Genomic DNA, 17,892 nt, shown 5'->3' on the forward strand with positions numbered 1-17,892 from the left:
CCCGGCGGGCCGCCCTGTCGTCGGCGGTGACCGCGGCCGGCAGGCGCTCGGCGAGGTCGGCGAGCAGCGCCTGCCACTCGGCCACGAGCGGCTCCAGGAGCACGGCCTCGCGGGAGTCGAAGTAGCGCGGAAGCTCGTCGTCGTCACCGGGGCCAACAGCGGCACCGGCAAGGAGGCCGCACGGCGGCTCGCCGGGGCCGGCGCCCGAATGGTCCTGGCTGTCCGGACGCCGGAGAAGGGCGAGGCCGCGAAGGCCGAGATCCTGCGCGAGCACCCCGCGGCGCAGCTGGAGGTCCGCCGGGTCGACCTGGCCGACCTCGTGTCCGTCGAGGAGTTCGCGGCCGACCTGCTCGCCGCGGGCACGCCCGTCGACACCCTGGTCGACAACGCCGCGCCGGGCGCGGGACGCCGACCTGGCCGCCCGGCTCTGGGCCGAGTCCGAGCGGCTCACCGGCGTCGCGCTCCCGGTGCCGGCGTGACCGGCGTGACTCACCCGCCGTGCGTCGCGGCGGACTGGTAGTCGGTGTAGGTGTACGGGTTGTCGAGGATCTTCGTCTCGGGGACGTCGGGGTTCAGGCCCTGCGCCCAGGCCTGCTCGCCGAGGGTCGACCGCAGGTGCTCGACGGTCCGCTCCACCGTCGCCCGCGCGGCGGCGAGGTCGACGTCGACCAGCCGGCCCGCCCGCTTCACGATCCGGCCGCCCACCAGCACCGTGTCGACGTCGCCGCGCTGCGCCTGGAGAGCCACGTGCCCGTAGGGGTGGAGCAGCGGGAACATCACCGGCGAGTGCTCGTTGCGGATCAGCACCACGTCGGCGGCCTTGCCCACCTCGAGGCTGCCCAGCTCGGACTCACGGCCCAGGGCGCGGGCCCCGCCGAGCGTCGCCCACTCCACGACCTGCTCGGCACGCAGCGCGGCGTGGGTGACGGTGTCGCCCTTGGCGTGCGCCTCCAGGTGCTCGCGCGAGCGGTCCGCGCCGAGCGTGGTGCGCATGGCCGAGAACAGGTCGCCGCTCCACCACACGGAGGTGTCCATCGACAGCGACACCGGGATGCCGTGCATCCGCAGCGCCCAGGTGGGCGGGTAGCCCTGCCCGGCGCTCTGCTCGCTCTCCGTGGACACCGACGCGGAGCCGCCGGTGGCGGCGATCCGGTGGTAGGAGTCCGCGGCGAGGGTCGCGGCGTGCACGTAGACCGTCTCGGGGGTCATGAAGCCGTGCTCGTGCATGAGCCGGATGCCGTCGTCGTTCGTGGCGCCCCAGACCCCGGCGTGCGTGGTGACCGGCGCGCCCAGCTCCCGGGCCACCTCGAACGCCGGCTTCTCCGGGAACGCCGGGTCGCCGGTCACGTCGAAAGCCATCTGGAAGCCGAACAGGTCGTGGCGGCGGCGGGCGACGAAGTCCCGGAACCCCGGCGCCGCGGTCCACTCGGCGGGCGCCTGCTGGATGTTGCCGTAGGCCAGCACGAACCGTCCCGGCACCGCCTGCAGCGCGTCGACGGCGGCGTCGGCGTGGTCGACGGTCTGCAGGCCGTGCGACCAGTCGACGGTGGTGGTGACGCCGGCGTCGAGCGCCTCGAGCGCCGAGAGCAGGTTGCCCGCGTACACGTCCTCGGGGCGGAAGGCCTTGCCCCACTCCAGGTAGTACCAGACGAAGTACTGGGTCAGCGTCCAGTCGGCGCCGTAGCCGCGCATCGCCGTCTGCCACATGTGCCGGTGCGTGTCGATCATCCCCGGCATGACGATCCCGCCGGTCGCGTCGATCTCGACGGTGCCTTCGGGCACCGCGAGGTCCGGGCCGAGCGCGGTGATCCGGCCGCCGCCGACGAGCACGTCCTGCCCGGCGAGGACGCGCCTGTCCGCGTCCATCGTCAGCACGGTCCCGCCCCGGAGGACGATCGGGCGCCCGTCGGTCGACTCGCTCATCGGCTCGCTCCTCGCGATCTTCGGACCAACGTCCGCCTGTCGGTCAGCACCGTGTGCGGGCTACTGTGGTCGAGCCCGTGGGCGGTGTCAATCACCGTCGGTCGCCCCGGTCCCGGGCCGCGGGCCGCCCCGGGACCGCGCCGTCCGGCGGGCGGACGCGGCCGGGCTACGGTGGGCGCCGCACTCGGCGGGACGGGGGGACGCATGCCACGCGAGGGAACGGGTCCGGACTTCATCGAGGCCCTGGCCCGGGGGCTCGACGTCATCACCGCGTTCCGCCCCGGCCGGCCCGTGATGTCGCTGGCCGAGGTGGCCGCGGCCGCGGACCTGGCCCGGCCGACGGCCCGGCGGATCCTGCTCACCCTCGCCGAGCTCGGGTACGTCCGTGCCGAGGAGCGCGGCTTCGCGCTCACCCCGCGGGTGCTGGACCTGGGCGTGGCCTACGTCCGGTCGACCGGGCTGTGGGAGGTCGCCCGCCCGCACCTCGAGCGGCTGGTCGAGCGGACGAACGAGTCCTGCTCGATCGCCCGGCTCGACGGCTCGGACATCGTCTACGTCGCACGGGTGTCCGTACCGAAGATCGTGTCGCTGGCCGTGCAGATCGGCACGCGCTTCCCGGCGCTGCAGACGTCGCTGGGCAAGGTCCAGCTCGCCGCCCTCCCGCCCGACGAGCTGGAACGCGTGCTCGCCGAGCCCACCCGCTCCGGCCTGGTCCCGCGCTGGCAGCCCGACCGCGCGGAGCGGGACGCGGTGCTGCGCGAGGTGCGCGCCCGCGGCTGGGCACTCACGGACGAGCAGCTCGCGCCCGGCATCCGCTCGGTGGCGGCCCCGCTGCGCGACGGGTCGGGCCGGGTGATCGCCGGCGTGAACGTGAACTGCCACGCCGCGGAGACCTCCGTCGAGTACCTGCGCGAGCACCACCTGCCGCTGCTCCTGCACACGGCCGGCGAGATCAGCGCGGACTTCGCGCGACTCGAGACCGTGCCCCACGTGACGGTGCCGGGCTCCTCCCGACCCGCTTGACGCCGCCTGCGGCAGGACGAAGAATCCTCAGCGGCGGACGGATGTCCGTGCAGCGGACACGAGGGCAGGAGGGCATCCGGATGACCACGCCCGCTCCCACGACGGGTGGCCCGCTCGCCGGGCTGCTGGTGGCCGACTTCTCCCGGATCCTCGCCGGGCCGTACGCCACCATGCTGTTGGCGGACATGGGCGCCGAGGTGGTGAAGGTCGAGGGCCCCGCCGGCGACGACACCCGGACCTGGATGCCGCCGGTGCGCGAGGGCGTGTCGACCTACTTCCTGGGGATCAACCGCGGGAAGCGGTCGATCGCCCTGGACCTGCGCGACGAGTCCGACCTCGCCGCCGCCCGCGAGCTCGCCCGGCGCGCCGACGTCGTGATCGAGAACCTGAAGCCGGGCGGGATGGCCCGGTTCGGGCTCGACTACGCCCGTGTCCGGGAGTCGAACCCCGGCGTCGTCTACGCGTCGATCAGCGGGTTCGGCTCCGGCCCGGGCAAGGACGTGCCGGGCTACGACCTCATGGTGCAGGCCATGTCCGGACTGATGAGCCTGACCGGCGACGCCGACGGCCCGCCCTACCGGGCCGGGATCTCCGTCTTCGACGTCATGGCCGGCAACCACGCCGCCATCGGCATCCTCGCCGCGCTGCGCCACCGGGACCGCACCGGCGAGGGCCAGCACGTGGAGGTCAACCTGCTGTCCTCGGCGCTGACCGGGCTGGTCAACCACAGCTCCGCCTGGGTCGCGAGCGGCACCGTGCCCTACCGGATGGGCAACGCCCACCCCAGCGTCTTCCCCTACGAGCCGCTGCCGACCGCCGACGACGACCTGATCGTCGCCGCCGCCAACGACCCCCAGTTCCGCAAGCTCTGCGGCGTGCTCGGCATCCCCGAGGTGGCCGACGACCCGCGCTTCGCCCGCAACGCCGACCGCACCGCGAACCGCGAGGAGCTGCGGCCGCTCCTCGTCGAGCGGCTGCGGCAGAGGACCGCGGTGGAGTGGTTCGACCTGCTCACCGCCGCCGGCGTGCCGTCAGGGCCGATCCAGACCATCGACGGCGGCTTCGCGATGGCCGAGCGGTTCGGGCTCGACCCCGTCGTCCCCGTCGGGGAGGGTGATCGTGCGGTGCCCACCACCCGGCACCCGATCCGGTTCTCCGCCACGCCCGCGGTCTACCGGCTCCCCCCGCCGGAGCTCGACGAGCACGGCGCCGAACTGAGGAAGTGGCTGAGCGAGGATGCCTGACCAGCACGAACCGGTCCGCGAGTACCCGACGGCGCTCGGTGCGGCGTCGCGGGAGAAGATCACCCTGCTCGGCCAGGACCTGGCCGAGGACGTCATGGGCCAGGTCGGGTTCGGCGAGCTCGCCTTCTGGCTGGCCACCCAGCGCCGGCCGAGCAAGGGCGAGACCCGGGTCTTCGAGGCCGTGCTGGCCGCGCTGGCCGACCACGGCTTCACGCCGACCGCGATCGTCACCCGCCTGACCTACCTGTCCGCCCCGGACTCCGTCCAGGGCGCGCTCGCCGCGGGCCTGCTCGGCGGCGGGTCGCGGTTCCTCGGGGTGACCGAGGACTGCGGGCGGTTCCTGCACGAGCGGCTGCCGGACCGGCTGCCGGCGGACGAGTCGGGCTGGGACGAGATCGCCCTGCAGATCGTGCGGGAGCAGCGCGAGGCGAAGCGGTTCGTGCCCGGGCTGGGGCACCACGTGCACAAGGACGGCGACCCCCGCACCCGCCGGCTCTACGCGATCGCCCGCGAGGAGGACCTGGTCGGGCCGCACCTGGAGCTGTTCGCCGCGATCGGCCGCGTCCACCCGCAGGTCCTGGGCAGGACCCTCCCGCTCAACGGCGCCGGCGTCTGCGGCGCGGCGCTGGCCGACCTGGGCCTGCCGCTGGAGCTGCTGCGCGGCTTCGCCCTGCTCGCCCGCACCGCCGGGCTCATCGGCCAGCTCGCCGAGGAGCTCCGGCACCCCGTGGGCAACGACATCTTCCTGTCCGTCGACCTCCACAACAGGCCGGTCGACCCGGACCCCTACCGACCGTCCTGACGGTGCGGGACCTCTGACGAACGCGGGAGGCAGCGATGAAGCTGGTCACCGAGGAGAACATCACCGACCTCGCGGTCGAGCGCTGGGCCACGGCACGTGATCCCCGCACCCGCGAGGTGCTCACCGCCCTGGTCCGGCACCTGCACGACTTCGCCCGCGAGGTCCGGCTGACCGAGGCCGAGTGGATGGCCGCGATGCAGTGGCTGACGGCGACCGGGCAGATCAGCGACGAGAAGCGCGAGGAGTTCATCCTGGCCTCGGACGTGCTGGGGCTGTCCATGCTGGTCGTGCAGATGAACAACCGGCTCGACCCGGCCGCGACCCCGGCGACGGTGCTCGGTCCGTTCCACATCGACGGCTCGCCCGAGCTGGACTTCGGCGGCGACATGTCCGACGGCCTGCCCGGCACGCCGCTCTACGTCAGCGGCACCGTCACGGCGCTCGACGGGACGCCCGTCGGCGGCGCGGTGCTCGACGTCTGGCAGTCCGACGCCGACGGCGTCTACGAGGCCCAGCTGCCCGACGTCGACGAGGCCCGGCTGCGGGCGAAGTACCGGACCCGCGCGGACGGCTCCTACTGCGTGCGCACGATCGCGCCGAAGGGCTACTCGATCCCGATGGACGGGCCCGTCGGCGATCTGATCCGGAGGACCGAGATCAGCCACTTCCGGCCCGCCCACGTGCACTTCCTGCTCGCCGTCGACGGGTACGCCCCGCTGATCACCCACCTGTTCCAGGAGGGCGCGGAGTTCCTGGACAGCGACGTGGTGTTCGGCACGAAGCAGGAGCTGGTGGTGGCGTTCGTCGAGCGCGAGCCCGGCCCGACGCCCGACGGCGGCAAGTCGGAGGTGCCCTGGCTCGAGGCCCGGTACGACTTCCGCCTGCAGCCCGCATGAGCGCAGCTCGCCGAGCGAACACGGACACCGGCCCGTGCGCGCCGCCCTGATCCCCGAGCCCGGCCGACCGCCCGTGGTCGCCGACCGCGAGCCGCCCGAGGCCGGGGCCGGCCAGGTCCTCGTCGACGTCCTCGCCGCGCCGATCACCCCGCTCGACCTGCTGTGCGCCTCCGGGACCTCGTACTTCGGCGTGCCGCACACCCCGTACGTGCCGGGCGTGCAGGGCGTCGGCACGGTCGACGGGCGCCCGGTGTGGTTCCCGACCTCGGCCGGGATGGCCCCGGGCGACGGCAGCATGGCCGCGGTCGCGTGCGTGCCCGAGGCCGATCTCGTCCCCCTGCCCGCCGGCGTCGACCCGGTCCGCCTGGCCGCGCTCGGCCTGTCCGCGGTCGCCGCCCACCGGGCCCTGACCGGCACGGGCGGGTTGGCGGAGGGTGAGACCGTGCTCGTGCTGGGCGCGGGTGGTGTGGTGGGTCAGGCCGCGGTGCAGCTCGCGCGCCTCGCCGGGGCGGCGCGGGTCGTGGCCGGCGCCCGGTCGGCGGCGGCGCAGGAGCGGGCCCGTGCGGCGGGGGCCGACGCCGTGGTCGCGCTGGACACCGACGACGTCGCGGAGCTGGCCGACCGGTTCACGAAGGCCGCCGGCGGCCGAGCCGACCTGGTCCTCGACCCGCTCTACGGCGTGCCCGCCGCCGCGGCGGCGCGGGCGCTCGGCACGGGCGGGCGGCTCGTCCACCTGGGCAGCTCGGCCGGCGAGACGAGCCCGCTCGACTCCTCGACGCTGCGCAGCCGGTCCCTGCGGGTGCTCGGCTACACCAACAACGCCCTGACCCGCGAGGAGCGCGCCGAGTCGGTCGCGTACCTCGCCGGGCAGGAGCAGCTGACCGTCGCCCACGAGACCGTCCCGCTCGCGGACGCCGGCCCGGCCTGGGAACGCCAGGCCGCGGGCGCCGCCGAGGGCCGGGTCGTGCTCGTCGTCCGACACCCGTCCGCGTCGTGACAGTCCCGGAGGAGCACGTGCCGAAGATGTTGCCGCTGCTGCCCACGTCCCTGGTCGGCAGCTACGCCCAGCCCGAGTGGCTGATCGACCGCGCCCGCCTGGCCGGCCGGTTCCCGCCCCGGGTCCGCGCCCGGGAGCTCTGGCGGATCCCGCCGGAGCACCTCGCCGAGGCCCAGGACGACGCGACCCGGGTCGCGATCCGGGAGCAGGAGGAGGCCGGGCTCGACATCGTCACCGACGGGGAGATCCGGCGGGAGAGCTACTCCAACCACTTCGCCACGGCGCTCGAGGGCGTCGACGTCGACAACCCGGGCACGGCGCTGGACCGCAGCGGGCACCCCAACCCGGTGCCGCGGATCGTCGGGCCGATCTCCCGACCGCGCCCCGTGCAGGTCGACGACCTGCGCTTCCTGAAGGCGCACACGGACCGCACGGTGAAGATGACCGTGCCGGGTCCGTTCACCATGTCCCAGCAGGCGCAGAACGACCACTACCCGGACCTCGAGTCCGCGGCGATGGGCTACGCCGCCGCCGTGAACGCCGAGATCAAGGACCTGTTCGCGGCCGGCGCCGACGTCGTCCAGATCGACGAGCCCTACCTCCAGGCCCGTCCCGGCGCGGCCCGCGCCTACGGGCTCGCCGCGCTGAACGCCGCGCTCGAGGGCGTGGCCGGCACCACCGTCGTGCACCTGTGCTTCGGCTACGCGGCGATCATCCACGAACGGCCCGAGGGCTACTCGTTCCTGCCCGAGCTGGCCGGCTGCACCGCCGACCAGATCTCCATCGAGACCGCGCAGTCCGGGCTGGACCTCGGGGTGCTCGAAGACCTGAAGGACAAGACGATCCTCCTCGGCGTGATCGACCTGTCCGACCACGCGGTGGAGTCCGTCGGGACGGTCGCGGGGCGGGTGCGGCGCGCCTTCGACCGCCTCCCGCCGGAGCAGATCGTCATCGCCACGGACTGCGGGATGAAGTACCTGCCGCGCGACTCGGCCGTCGGGAAGATGCGGGCGATGGCGGGCGCCGCGGCCCTGCTGCGCGAGGAGCTCGCGTGACCGCGACCCGGGCCCGGCTCAGTCCCGCGCGTCGCGCCAGGCGATCCACTCCTCGAGCAGCGAGAGGTCGTGGTCCGGCCCGCCCACGCCCACGGTGAACAGGGAGACCCCGGCGTCGAGGAGCTCCTGGGCGGTCTCGCCGGGCGGCGCCTGCACGCCGCAGGACCGGGTGATCTCTGCCGGGTCCCGGCCGATGTCGCGGCAGTGCCCGTCGAGCACGGAGCACTTGTGCCGGACGGTGTCGGCGTCGCCGAAGCCGTGCCAGATCGTGGCGTGCTCGGCGGTGTGGCGCAGGGTCTTCCTCTCCCCGCCGCCGCCGATGAGGATCGGGATGTCGCGGGTGGGGCCCGGGTTGAGCTTCGACCAGCGGTCCCGGATGCGGGGCAGGGCCGCACCGAGGTCGTCGAGCCGGCGGCCGGCGGTCTTGAAGTCGTAGCCGTACTCGTCGTAGTCCTTCTCGAACCAGCCGGACCCGATCCCGAGGATGAGCCTGCCGTGCGAGATGTGGTCGACCGTGCGGGCCATATCGGCCAGGAGCTCGGGGTTGCGGTACGAGTTGCACGTGACGAGCGCGCCGATCTCGACGCGGCTGGTGGTCTCGGCCCAGGCGCCGAGCATGGTCCAGCACTCGAAGTGCTTGCCGTCGGGGTCGCCGTAGAGCGGGAAGAAGTGGTCCCAGTTGAAGACGACGTCGGCGCCCGCCTCCTCGGCGGCGAGCAGGGTGTCGCGGATGCGGCCGTAGTCGGCGTGCTGGGGCTGCAGCTGCAGTCCGATGCGGACGGGAGCGGTCATGCCGCCATCGTGCTCCCGATCTTGCGGACGGACATCCCCGGGCGGGTGAGTTCTCCGGGCCGATGAGTTCCGGCGCCGGGCGCGGTCCACCGCCCGTCGACCCGAGGAGGACACCATGATCAGCGGCATCCACACCGTGGCGCTCACCGTGCGCGACCAGGACGAGGCGCTGGAGTTCTACGTCGGGGCGCTCGGCCTCGAGAAGCGGCTGGACGCCCCGTTCGGCGAGGGCCGCTGGATCGAGGTCGCCCCGGCCGGCTCGGCGACCTCGATCGCGCTGGTCGCCCGCGAGCCCGCGGCCGGCGGGCTGGGCACGGCGGTCCGGCTGGCCACTCCCGACGCCGACGCGGCGCACGCCGAGCTGCGCGGGCGTGGCGTCGACGTCGACGCGGAGGTGCTGCGCATGGGCGACCACGCCCCGCCCATGTTCACGCTGCGCGATCCGGACGGGAACGTGCTCGTCGTGGTGCAGATCACCCAGTAGCGGTCAGGTCTGACTGTTACTGTCCGGGCGACCCCAGCGCAGAGGAGGAGCCCGTGACCGAGCAGGACACCCTGGCCGGCCGCACGATCCTGATGTCCGGCGGCAGCCGCGGCATCGGGCTGGCCATCGCCGTCGCCGCCGGCCGGCGCGGTGCCAACGTCGTGATCCTGGCCAAGACCGACCAGCCCGACCCGCGGCTGCCCGGCACGGTGCACACCGCCGTCGCCGAGATCGAGCAGGCCGGCGGACAGGCCCTCGCCGTGGTCGGCGACGTCCGGAACGAGGAGGACGTCGAGCGCGCCGCCGCGCAGGCCGTCGAGCGGTTCGGCGGGATCGACATCGTGGTCAACAACGCCTCGGCGCTGAACCTCACCGGTACCGAGGAGCTCAGCGTCAAGCGCTACGACCTGATGCAGCAGATCAACTCGCGCGGCACGTTCCTGCTGTTCAAAGCGGCCCTCCCGCACCTGCGCAAGTCCGACCGGCCGCGGGTGCTCACCCTCTCCCCGCCCGTCACGATGGCACCGCACTGGCTGGGGAGGTTCCCGGCCTACGCGCTGTCGAAGTTCGGGATGACGATCCTGACGCTGGGCTGGGCCGCCGAGTTCGCCGACGCCGGCATCGCCGCGAACTGCCTGTGGCCCGAGACCGCGATCAAGACCGCGGCGGTGCAGAACCTGCTCGGCGGCACGGACACGGTGGACCGCTCGCGCGATCCGGAGATCATGGCCGACGCCGCCGTCGCCGTCCTGTCCCTGCCGCCGGAGCGCAGCGGCGAGACCTTCATCGACGTGCAGATCCTGCGCGAGACCGGGGTCACCGACTTCACCCGCTACGGCGGCGGCGACGACCCCGAGCTCGACTTCTTCGTCGACGAGCTGAGCTGACCGTGGATGGTCGGTGGTGCCGCGGCACCACCGACCGCACACAGCCGCGTCAGAAGCCGATGGGCAGACCGGCGTAGTTCTCGGCGAGGCCGGTCCTCCCGGCCTCGCTGCTCGCCACCCAGCGCAGCTGCGAGAGCTGCAGTTGCGCGTCGAACGGGTCGCCGGACCGGTGCAGCATCGTCGTCATCCACCAGGAGAAGTGGGTGCAGCGCCAGACCCGGCGCAGGGCGGTGTCCGAGTAGGCGTCGGCGAGGGCCGGGTCCTTGTCGCGCAGCAGTGCGGCCAGGGCCGGGGCGAGCAACGCGACGTCGGCCACGGCGAGGTTCAGCCCCTTCGCGCCGGTGGGCGGCACGATGTGGGCGGCGTCGCCGGCGAGGAACAGCCGCCCGTGCCGCATGGGCTGCTGCACGAAGCTGCGCATCGGCAGCACGGACTTCTCGGTGACGGGGCCGGGGTTCAGCGTCCAGCCGTCCTGGCCGTGCCCGAGCCGGGTGCCCAGCGCGTCCCAGATCCGGTCGTCGGACCACTCGGCGATGTCGGTGCCGTTCGGGACCTGCAGGTAGAGCCGGGAGACGGTCTCCGACCGCATGGAGTGCAGCGCGAAGCCGTCCGGGTGCCAGGCGTAGATCAGCTCGTCGGTCGAGGGTGCGACGTCGGCGAGGATGCCGAGCCAGGAGTACGGGTAGACGCGCTCCCAGGTCTGCTTGACCGAGTCCGGCACGGCGGCACGCGAGGGGCCGAAGGAACCGTCGCAGCCCACGACCACGTCGGCGTCGAGGCGCTCGGCCGTGCCGTCCGGGCCGGTGAAGGTGACGTACGGCTGCTCGGTCTCCAGGTCGTGCACCGCGGTGTCGGTGACCTCGTACCGGATCTCCTGGCCCGCGGCCGCGCGCGCCCTCCCGAGGTCCTTGGTCACCTCGGTCTGCCCGTAGACGGTGACGCTGCGGCCCACGAGGTCGACGAAGTCGAGGTGGTGGCGCTCGCCGGGCCACTGGAGGTGGATGCCGCGGTGCTCGTCGCCCTCGCGGGCCAGCCGCTCCCCCAGCCCCACCTCGTGCAGCAGCTGCACGGTCGAGTGCTCGAGGATCCCCGCCCGGATCCGGGCCTCGACGTACTCGCGGGAACGGGTCTCGACGATCACGGACTCGACGCCCGCGCGGTCGAGCAGGTGGGACAGCAGGAGCCCGGCGGGGCCGGCGCCGACGATGGCGACCTGGGTGCGCATGCGAGGAGTGTGGCCGCCCGGCCGCTCACCGCCTAGCGCGAGCTTTCACTCAGTGGAAGCTCGCCCGGGGAAGACGACTCGGCGGGGAGCGAGCGCCCGATGCCGGCCGCGGCGACCTGGAGGGCCGTGACCAGCCGCGCGCGGCCGCGCCGCAGGTCGGGCACGACGAGCCCGAGCGCGGCCACGACCTCCCCGTCCGGCCCGCGCACCGGGACCGCGACGGAGCAGGCACCGAGGCTCATCTCCTCGACCGTCTGCGCGAACCCCTCGCGGTGCACCCGGCGCAGCTGCTCGCACAGCCGGCCGGGCTGGGTGATCGTGTACGGCGTGACGCGCGGGAGGGCGGCGAGCACGGCCCGCTGCACGTCGTCCGGGGCGTGGGCGAGCAGCACCTTGCCGACACCCGTCGTGTGCAGCGGGAGCCGCCCGCCGACCCGGCTGACCACGGGCACCGTCGCCCGGCCCGAGAGCCGGTCGAGGTAGAGGACCTCGGCGCCCGCACGCTCGGCGAGGTGCACCGTGGCGTGCGTGGCGGCGTACAGGTCGTGCAGGAAGGGGGCGGCGACCTGCCGCAGCTCCGCCTGCACGGGCGCGAGCAGCCCGAGGTCCCACACCCGCCGTCCGACGACGTACCGGTCGCCGCGGCGCTCCAGCCCGCCCAGCCCGACGAGCTCGCCCGCCAACCGGTGCGCGGTGGCGAGCGGCAGCCCGGCCCGCTCGGCCAGCGCGGTCAGCGACAGCGCCCGGTGCTCGGCGTCGAACGCCCCGAGCAGCGCGAACACCCGCGACGCCACGCTGGCCCCGGGGGTCGAGAGATTGCCCGCCACCGCCCGATCCTCCCACTGAGCGGAATCGCCACACCCGCGAGCCGCGCTCTGGGCTCCCGCGGGTCGCGCCCTCCGCTCCCCGGGCCGCGACCCGCGACAAGTGGGCCGACAAGTCGGCGACAGGTCCCGCTTAAGCGGGCCGGCGCAGGGTGAGGCATCCCCCGAGAAGGAGAAGCGATGACCGTCCCCGCCACCTCCCCCGACCTGCTGGGCATGCGCCTGGCGCACCGCATCATGCGCGGCGACCTGCACCGGCTGACCGCCACCGCGGAGCGCCTGGCCGCCGGCGAGCCCTGCGACGCCCGGCGCGCGAAGGCCCTCACCCGCTGGGTGACCACGCTGGCCGACGAGATCCACCATCACCACACCGTCGAGGACGAGCTGACCTGGCCGCTGATCGAGCGCAGCGCCGGCACGGCCGTGGACCTCACCGTGCTGTCCGACGACCACCGCGCACTCGACCCGCTGCTCGACCGTCTGCGCCGCGCCGCCGCCGGGTTCCTCGACGCCCCGATCTACCCGGAACGCGCCGCCGTCCTCGCCGACGCCCTCGCCCGGGTGCGCGACGAGCTCGACGAGCACATCGAGAACGAGGAGGCCGAGCTCTTCCCGGTGATCGAGCGCTACGTCGCGGCCGCGGACTGGCAGGAGATGGAGAAGGCGATCCGCAAGGGCGGCCCGCCGACGGGCTTCGTGCTGCCCCGGATGGCCGAGGTCAGCACCCCGGAGGAGCTCGCCGCGATCAAGGCGGAGGCCGGCGCGCCGCTGGTGCTCCTGCTCGCGCTGCTCCGCCCCCGGCACGCCCGGCGGGTCCGCCTCGTCTTCGGCACCGGGTGAAGCGGCCCCGATGAGCCGCGCAGGCGGCGTCAGCGCTCGAGCGCGGCGAGGGCCTCGGCCGCCCGCTCCTCCCAGTGCGGCGAGCCGAGCCGGCGCGCGATCGCGAGGGCGTGCGCGAAGTGGGCGCGCCGCTCGGCCACCGGCCGGTCCAGCACCCCACCGAGCTCGCCGAGGTGCTGCGCGACCGGGCCGAGCGTGACCGTGCCGCTGGCGAGGCCGGCCAGCTGGTCGGCCCACGGCTCCAGCTCGGCCAGGCAGGCCGCCGCGGCCGCCCGGTCGCCCAGCGCAACGGCGACCTCGGCGCGCAGCCCCATGAACAGCAGCCAGTAGTAGGTCCGCGGCGGGTGCAGGTCGGGCCGCCAGACCGCACGGGCCTCCTCGATGCGCCCGGCCGCGATCAACGCCCGGGCGGTGGGGTCGCTGACGCTGTCGGGGATCCGGGCCTGCAACGCCGCGAAGGCCGGGGCCAGCTCCGCGAGCCTGCCCTGCGCGTGCCGGACGCCGAAGAGGCAGAACAGCCCGAGCGTGTCGGCGTTGATCGCGCCGACGCTCTCCATCGCGGCCTGCACCGCCGCGTACCCCTGCTCGGCGCTCGCGAAGTCCCCGACGACGACGGCGCGCAGCGCGGCGAAGATCGCCGCCCAGGCGAGCGTCACGCCCAGCTGCCCGCCCGACGCGGCGGCGATGGCGGCGTCGGCGTGCCGTTGCGCGGCGTCGAGGTCGAAGCGTTCGCAGGCGAGCATGAAGAGCAGGTGGTGGCCCTCGGAGCGGTAGCCCGCCAGCCCGGCCCGCTCGGCGGTCTCCAGCAGCTCGTGCCCCACTCCCGCCAGCTCGTGCCGGAGGTCGGGGCCGAGCGCGGCGAAGGAGCGGGCGTTGAGGACCCGGCAGCGCAGCAACGGGTCGCCGAGTCCGGCCGACAGCTCCATGGCCTCGGCCGTCAGCTCCCCGACCCGGACGTCGTCGTGGGTCTCCAGCTCGAAGGTCAGGGCGACGAGCAGCCTGCAGCGGGTCGCCGGGTCGAGGTGGCTGTCGGCGAGGGCACCGTCGAGCAGGCCCACGAGGTCCGTGTCGACGGCGACGTCCTGCCGGATCGTCCAGGAGACCGGCGCGTCGTAGCTGGTCAGCGCCGCGACGAGGGAGGCGGTGCCGCGTGCCCGGTCGACCGCGGCGCGGCGGGCGCGCACGGCGGCCGCGACCTGGCCGGCGTGCGCCAGCGCGGAGACGTGCCCGCAGCGCAGCCCGACCTCGTGCTCGACGCCGACACCCGCCGGGCCGGCCAGGCCGACCGCGGCGGCCCAGAGCCGGGCGGCGTCGCGGTGCGCCCCGAATCCCGCGGCCTCGTGCGCCGCGGCCTCCACGTGCCGGAGCGCGATCGCCGGCGGCACGGCCGGACCCGCCTCGAGCGCGTGCCGGGCGAGGGCCGCGGGATCGGCGGCACCGGCCTCGACGGCGGCCAGCGCGGCCGCGTGCAGCCGGGTCCGCCGCAGGCGGGGCAGGTCGGCGTCGAGCGTGTCCCGCACGAGGGCGTGCGCGAACCGGACCCGCCCGGGTGCCGGCTCGGTCAGCAGGCCCGCGAGCACGCCCAGCTCGAGGGCGTCGAGCACCCCGTCCTCGGTCCCGCCCGCCCCGACGGACAGCCGCACCAGGGTGTCGATGTCGACCTCGCGCCCGAGCACCGCGGCCTGGCCCAGCACGGTGCGGGCCTGCGCGGGCAGCCGCGCGACCCGGCGGCGCAGGACGTCCCGCACCCCGGCGGGGATCGCGTCGGCCGCGGCCGCGGGCCCCTCCACCGCGATCAGGCGGGCGGTCTCGCGGACGAACAGCGGGTTGCCGTCCGTGCGGGCGGTGACCAGCGCGACCGTGTGCTCGGCGGGGTCGGCGACGCCCTGGCGGGTCAGCAGCGCGCGCACCTCGGACCCGGTCAGCCCGGCCAGCGTGATGCGGTCGGCGACCGGCCCGGCGAGGGCCGCCAGGGTGGCCGCGAGGTCCGGGCCGACCTCGGCCGGCCGCAGGGTCCCGACGACGAGCACGGGCGCCGCCCCGAGCCCGCCGACGACCGCCCGGAGCAGCTGCAACGTCTCGTCCTCGGCCCGGTGCAGGTCGTCGAGCACGAGCAGCACGGGCCCGCCCGCCGCGGCGCCGCCGACCAGCTCGACGACCGCCCGCGACAGCCAGAACGTCTCGCCGACCGCCGCGCGGCCGGGCCCGGCCGCGCGCAGCGGGGCCAGCCGTGCGGCCAGGTCGTCCGGCACCGGCACGGCCCGGGCCAGCTCCTCGACCAGCTCCGTCCAGGCCCAGCCGGGTGGGGCGCCGTCGACCTCGGGGCACCGCCCGAGCGCCGTCGTCCAGCCGGACAGCCTCGCCCGGAACGCCTCGACCAGGGCGGACTTGCCGCCGCCCGCGTCGGCCTCGACGAGCACGACGGCGACACCGGACCGGGCCCGCTCGGCCGCGGAAAGCAGCCGCTGCAGCTCGGCGGTGCGGCCCACGATGGCCGGCCCGGACTCCGCCGCGACCGGGCGCGGTGCCGGCCGGACGTGCTCGGCCTGGGTGAGGACGTCCTGCTCCAACGCCCGCAGCTCCGGCCCCGGGTCGACGCCCAGCTCCTCGGCCAGCCGGGCCCGCGCCCGGGCCAGCACCCCGAGCGCGTCCGCCTGGCGGCCGGTGCGGTAGAGGGCGAGCGCGAGCAGCCGGACCGCGTTCTCGCGCAGCGGGTGGTCGCGCAGCAGGACCTCGAGGTCGGGTACGACGTCGGCGGCGCGGCCGCGCGCCAGCCGCGCCTCGGCGAGCCGCTCGGTCGCGACCAGGCGCAGCTCGCCCAGGCGGGCGGCCTCCGGGGCGGCCCACCGCTCGTCGGCGAACTCGGCGAAGGCGGGCCCGGACCAGGAGCGCAACGCCTCGGCCAGCAGCTCCTCCGCCCGGTCCGGCGGGGCGACGGCGGCGGCGTCGAGCAGCGCGCCGACGCGGCGGGAGTCCAGGCCGTCGGCCGGCAGCCGCAGGGCGTACCCCGGCGGCTCGCTGACCAGCACCGACGCCGGGGTGCGGGGCCGCCGGTGCGGTTCGAGCACCCGCCGCAGGTGCGAGACATGGACCTGGAGTGCGCCCAGCGCCCGCGGCGGGGGCTCGCCGCGCCACAGGTCGTCGACGAGCAGGTCGGTGGAGACGACCTCGCCGCCGGCCACGGCGAGCCGGGCCAGCACGGCGCGCTGCCGCGGCCCGCCCAGGTCGACGGGCACGCCGGCAACCTCGGCCCGCACCGGGCCGAGCACCGCGACCCGGACCACCACGGCGCCCAGTCAACCCGATCTTCGCCGATCCGCCCAGATCGGGCAGGAAAACAGTCGGTGGTGCCGGGAAACCCGGCCCGGGCCGACTACCCTCCCGGGCATGGCCGCACCGACCCCGCGTCGCACCCAGGGCGAGCGGCGGGCCAGCAGCCACGCCCTGATCCTCGACGCCGCGGTCCGCAGCCTGGTGGAGGACGGCTACTCCGGCGCCACCACCGTGACCATCCAGGAGCGCGCCGGGGTCTCCCGCGGCCGGTTGCTGCACCACTTCCCGTCCCGCTCGGCCCTGCTCGTCGCCGCCGCACAGCACCTCGCCGTCGAGCGGATCACGGACATGGAGAGCTGGCCGCACGCCACGGAGAGCGGCGCCGAGCGCATCGACCGGGCGGTGGAGCTGCTCTGGAGCACCTTCCGCCAGCCCTACTTCTGGGCCGCGATGGAGCTGTGGACGGCCGCCCGCACGGACGAGACCCTGCGTGCCGAGCTCCTGCCCGAGGAGCGCCGGCTGGGCCTGGCGATCCAGCACGTGGTGGCCGCCCTGTTCGGGCCGGTCCACTCGACCCATCCGGCGTTCGACGACGTGCGGGAGCTGCTGTTCACCAGCATGCGCGGCGTGGCACTGACCTACGCGATCGACCCGCGCGACCCCACCACGGACCCGCACCTGGAGCTGTGGAAGCGCACCGCACGACAGATGCTCACCGACGGTCGGTCCTGACCGGTACCGCGAGAGGACACCATGGAGTTCGAGACGATCGCCGTCGAGGCGAAAGACGGCGTCGCGCACCTGCGGCTCGACCGGCCGGCGCAGGCCAACGCGCTGAACCGGGCGATGTGGTCGGAGCTGCGCGCGGCGGTCGACGCGCTCGACGAGGACCCGACCGTCCGCGTGATCGTGCTCTCGGGGAACGGGAAGCACTTCTGCGCGGGCATCGACCTGGAGATGCTCGGCAGCCTCCGGGCGGGCGCGTCGGCGGACTGCGCGGGCCGGGCGGCGGAAACCCTGCGCCGCACGATCCTGGACCTGCAGGACGTGATCACCGGCGTCGAGCGGTGCCGCGTCCCGGTGGTCGCGGCCGTGCACGGGGCCTGCGTGGGCGCGGGAATGGACCTGGCCTCGGCCTGCGACCTGCGCTACAGCACCGAGGACGCCCGGTTCGTGATCAAGGAGATCGACATGGCCGTGGTGGCCGACGTCGGCGTCCTGCAGCGGCTGCCGCGGATCGTCGGCGAGGGCGTGACCCGCGAGCTCGCCTACACGGGCCGGACCGTCGGCGGCGGCGAGGCGTTCGGCCTCCGGCTGGTCAACGGCGTGTACCCCGACGCCGAGGCCCTCGCGGTCGGGGTCGCCGAGCTGGCCGCGTCGCTCGCCGCCAAGCCGCCCCTGGCGCTGCGCGGCACCAAGCACGCCATCACCTACGCGCGCGACCACACCGTGGCCGACGCGCTGGACCAGGTCGCCACCTGGAACGCGGGGATGCTGGTCTCGGCCGACCTCGACGAAGCCCTGGCCGCGGCCAGGGAGCGCCGCCCCGCCGTCTACCGCGACTAGACCTCGGCGAACCCGGATACCGCCACCCGGACACCCGAGGGGGTGTGGGACGCCCGCGCCC

At 75.1% G+C, this 17,892-nt stretch carries 17 protein-coding genes; 12 read left to right on the top strand and 5 right to left on the bottom strand.

The features are described 5' to 3' along the window. Window positions 1-70: 70 nt before the first annotated feature. Window positions 71-520, top strand: a complete 450-nt coding sequence (locus LWC35_RS01925; RefSeq protein WP_232868307.1) for an SDR family NAD(P)-dependent oxidoreductase — start codon at window positions 71-73, stop codon at window positions 518-520. On the opposite strand, the gene LWC35_RS01930 is transcribed toward LWC35_RS01925, so the two are convergent. Next, a complete protein-coding gene (locus LWC35_RS01930) occupies window positions 490-1,923 on the bottom strand; it encodes an amidohydrolase family protein (protein ID WP_232868110.1) in 1,434 nt (477 codons plus the stop codon). The genes LWC35_RS01925 and LWC35_RS01930 overlap by 31 nt on opposite strands. A gap of 204 nt (window positions 1,924-2,127) precedes the next feature. Between LWC35_RS01930 and LWC35_RS01935 the strand changes: the two genes are divergently transcribed. From LWC35_RS01935 to LWC35_RS01960, 6 genes are all read left to right on the top strand, one after another. Beyond that, window positions 2,128-2,946, top strand: coding sequence for an IclR family transcriptional regulator domain-containing protein (locus LWC35_RS01935; RefSeq protein WP_232868111.1), 819 nt, complete (start codon window positions 2,128-2,130; stop codon window positions 2,944-2,946). An 80-nt stretch (window positions 2,947-3,026) separates the two neighbouring features. Further along, on the top strand, window positions 3,027-4,190 hold the full coding sequence (locus LWC35_RS01940; protein ID WP_232868112.1) for a CaiB/BaiF CoA transferase family protein: 1,164 nt from the start codon (window positions 3,027-3,029) through the stop codon (window positions 4,188-4,190). After that, a complete protein-coding gene (locus LWC35_RS01945; protein ID WP_232868113.1) occupies window positions 4,183-4,992 on the top strand; it encodes a citryl-CoA lyase in 810 nt (269 codons plus the stop codon). Before LWC35_RS01940 ends, LWC35_RS01945 begins: the two co-directional genes overlap by 8 nt. A gap of 35 nt (window positions 4,993-5,027) precedes the next feature. Then, window positions 5,028-5,888 carry a dioxygenase family protein gene (locus tag LWC35_RS01950; protein WP_232868114.1) on the top strand — a complete coding sequence of 287 codons (861 nt, stop codon included), beginning with the start codon at window positions 5,028-5,030 and terminating at the stop codon, window positions 5,886-5,888. A 34-nt stretch (window positions 5,889-5,922) separates the two neighbouring features. Further along, window positions 5,923-6,885 carry a quinone oxidoreductase family protein gene (locus tag LWC35_RS01955; protein ID WP_232868115.1) on the top strand — a complete coding sequence of 321 codons (963 nt, stop codon included), beginning with the start codon at window positions 5,923-5,925 and terminating at the stop codon, window positions 6,883-6,885. After that, entirely contained in the window at window positions 6,882-7,940 is a 1,059-nt protein-coding gene (locus tag LWC35_RS01960) for a 5-methyltetrahydropteroyltriglutamate--homocysteine methyltransferase (RefSeq protein ID WP_308194436.1), read from the top strand. The genes LWC35_RS01955 and LWC35_RS01960 overlap by 4 nt, the downstream gene beginning before the upstream one ends. 18 nt (window positions 7,941-7,958) lie before the next feature. On the opposite strand, the gene LWC35_RS01965 is transcribed toward LWC35_RS01960, so the two are convergent. Beyond that, window positions 7,959-8,732: an LLM class F420-dependent oxidoreductase gene (locus LWC35_RS01965; RefSeq protein ID WP_232868116.1), complete on the bottom strand. Its 774-nt coding sequence runs from the start codon at window positions 8,730-8,732 to the stop codon at window positions 7,959-7,961. 115 nt (window positions 8,733-8,847) lie between these two features. Between LWC35_RS01965 and LWC35_RS01970 the strand changes: the two genes are divergently transcribed. Together LWC35_RS01970 and LWC35_RS01975 are read left to right on the top strand one after the other, a co-directional pair. Then, entirely contained in the window at window positions 8,848-9,216 is a 369-nt protein-coding gene (locus tag LWC35_RS01970; protein ID WP_232868117.1) for a VOC family protein, read from the top strand. 53 nt (window positions 9,217-9,269) lie between these two features. Then, window positions 9,270-10,103 (top strand): SDR family oxidoreductase, encoded by an 834-nt coding sequence (locus tag LWC35_RS01975; protein ID WP_308194437.1) that lies wholly within the window; start codon window positions 9,270-9,272, stop codon window positions 10,101-10,103. 49 nt (window positions 10,104-10,152) lie between these two features. On the opposite strand, the gene LWC35_RS01980 is transcribed toward LWC35_RS01975, so the two are convergent. Together LWC35_RS01980 and LWC35_RS01985 are read right to left on the bottom strand one after the other, a co-directional pair. Next, window positions 10,153-11,328, bottom strand: a complete 1,176-nt coding sequence (locus tag LWC35_RS01980; RefSeq protein ID WP_232868118.1) for a 4-hydroxybenzoate 3-monooxygenase — start codon at window positions 11,326-11,328, stop codon at window positions 10,153-10,155. Window positions 11,329-11,360: 32 nt separating this feature from the next. Continuing rightward, window positions 11,361-12,155: an IclR family transcriptional regulator gene (locus tag LWC35_RS01985; protein WP_232868119.1), complete on the bottom strand. Its 795-nt coding sequence runs from the start codon at window positions 12,153-12,155 to the stop codon at window positions 11,361-11,363. Window positions 12,156-12,332: 177 nt separating this feature from the next. Between LWC35_RS01985 and LWC35_RS01990 the strand changes: the two genes are divergently transcribed. Beyond that, window positions 12,333-12,992, top strand: a complete 660-nt coding sequence (locus LWC35_RS01990) for a hemerythrin domain-containing protein (RefSeq protein WP_232868120.1) — start codon at window positions 12,333-12,335, stop codon at window positions 12,990-12,992. Between the two features lie 29 nt (window positions 12,993-13,021). On the opposite strand, the gene LWC35_RS01995 is transcribed toward LWC35_RS01990, so the two are convergent. Beyond that, window positions 13,022-16,279: an ATP-binding protein gene (locus LWC35_RS01995; RefSeq protein ID WP_232868121.1), complete on the bottom strand. Its 3,258-nt coding sequence runs from the start codon at window positions 16,277-16,279 to the stop codon at window positions 13,022-13,024. A 100-nt stretch (window positions 16,280-16,379) separates the two neighbouring features. Here LWC35_RS01995 and LWC35_RS02000 point away from each other — a divergent pair, with 100 nt between their 5' ends. After that, window positions 16,380-16,997 carry a TetR/AcrR family transcriptional regulator gene (locus tag LWC35_RS02000; protein ID WP_232868122.1) on the top strand — a complete coding sequence of 206 codons (618 nt, stop codon included), beginning with the start codon at window positions 16,380-16,382 and terminating at the stop codon, window positions 16,995-16,997. A gap of 21 nt (window positions 16,998-17,018) precedes the next feature. Next, window positions 17,019-17,831, top strand: a complete 813-nt coding sequence (locus LWC35_RS02005) for a crotonase/enoyl-CoA hydratase family protein (protein ID WP_232868123.1) — start codon at window positions 17,019-17,021, stop codon at window positions 17,829-17,831. Window positions 17,832-17,892: the final 61 nt, after the last annotated feature.

This window comes from Pseudonocardia kujensis (genome assembly GCF_021283305.1).
In the GTDB taxonomy this organism is placed as follows: Bacteria; Actinomycetota; Actinomycetes; order Mycobacteriales; family Pseudonocardiaceae; genus Pseudonocardia; species Pseudonocardia kujensis.

Coding starts and splice junctions, on each gene's coding strand:
- LWC35_RS01930 (WP_232868110.1), bottom strand. CDS start 1,923: ATGAGCGAGTCGACCGACGGGCGCCCGATCGTCCTCCGGGGCGGGACC.
- LWC35_RS01970 (WP_232868117.1), top strand. CDS start 8,848: ATGATCAGCGGCATCCACACCGTGGCGCTCACCGTGCGCGACCAGGAC.
- LWC35_RS01980 (WP_232868118.1), bottom strand. CDS start 11,328: ATGCGCACCCAGGTCGCCATCGTCGGCGCCGGCCCCGCCGGGCTCCTG.
- LWC35_RS01940 (WP_232868112.1), top strand. CDS start 3,027: ATGACCACGCCCGCTCCCACGACGGGTGGCCCGCTCGCCGGGCTGCTG.
- LWC35_RS01965 (WP_232868116.1), bottom strand. CDS start 8,732: ATGACCGCTCCCGTCCGCATCGGACTGCAGCTGCAGCCCCAGCACGCC.
- LWC35_RS01950 (WP_232868114.1), top strand. CDS start 5,028: ATGAAGCTGGTCACCGAGGAGAACATCACCGACCTCGCGGTCGAGCGC.
- LWC35_RS02000 (WP_232868122.1), top strand. CDS start 16,380: ATGGCCGCACCGACCCCGCGTCGCACCCAGGGCGAGCGGCGGGCCAGC.
- LWC35_RS02005 (WP_232868123.1), top strand. CDS start 17,019: ATGGAGTTCGAGACGATCGCCGTCGAGGCGAAAGACGGCGTCGCGCAC.
- LWC35_RS01945 (WP_232868113.1), top strand. CDS start 4,183: ATGCCTGACCAGCACGAACCGGTCCGCGAGTACCCGACGGCGCTCGGT.
- LWC35_RS01990 (WP_232868120.1), top strand. CDS start 12,333: ATGACCGTCCCCGCCACCTCCCCCGACCTGCTGGGCATGCGCCTGGCG.
- LWC35_RS01935 (WP_232868111.1), top strand. CDS start 2,128: ATGCCACGCGAGGGAACGGGTCCGGACTTCATCGAGGCCCTGGCCCGG.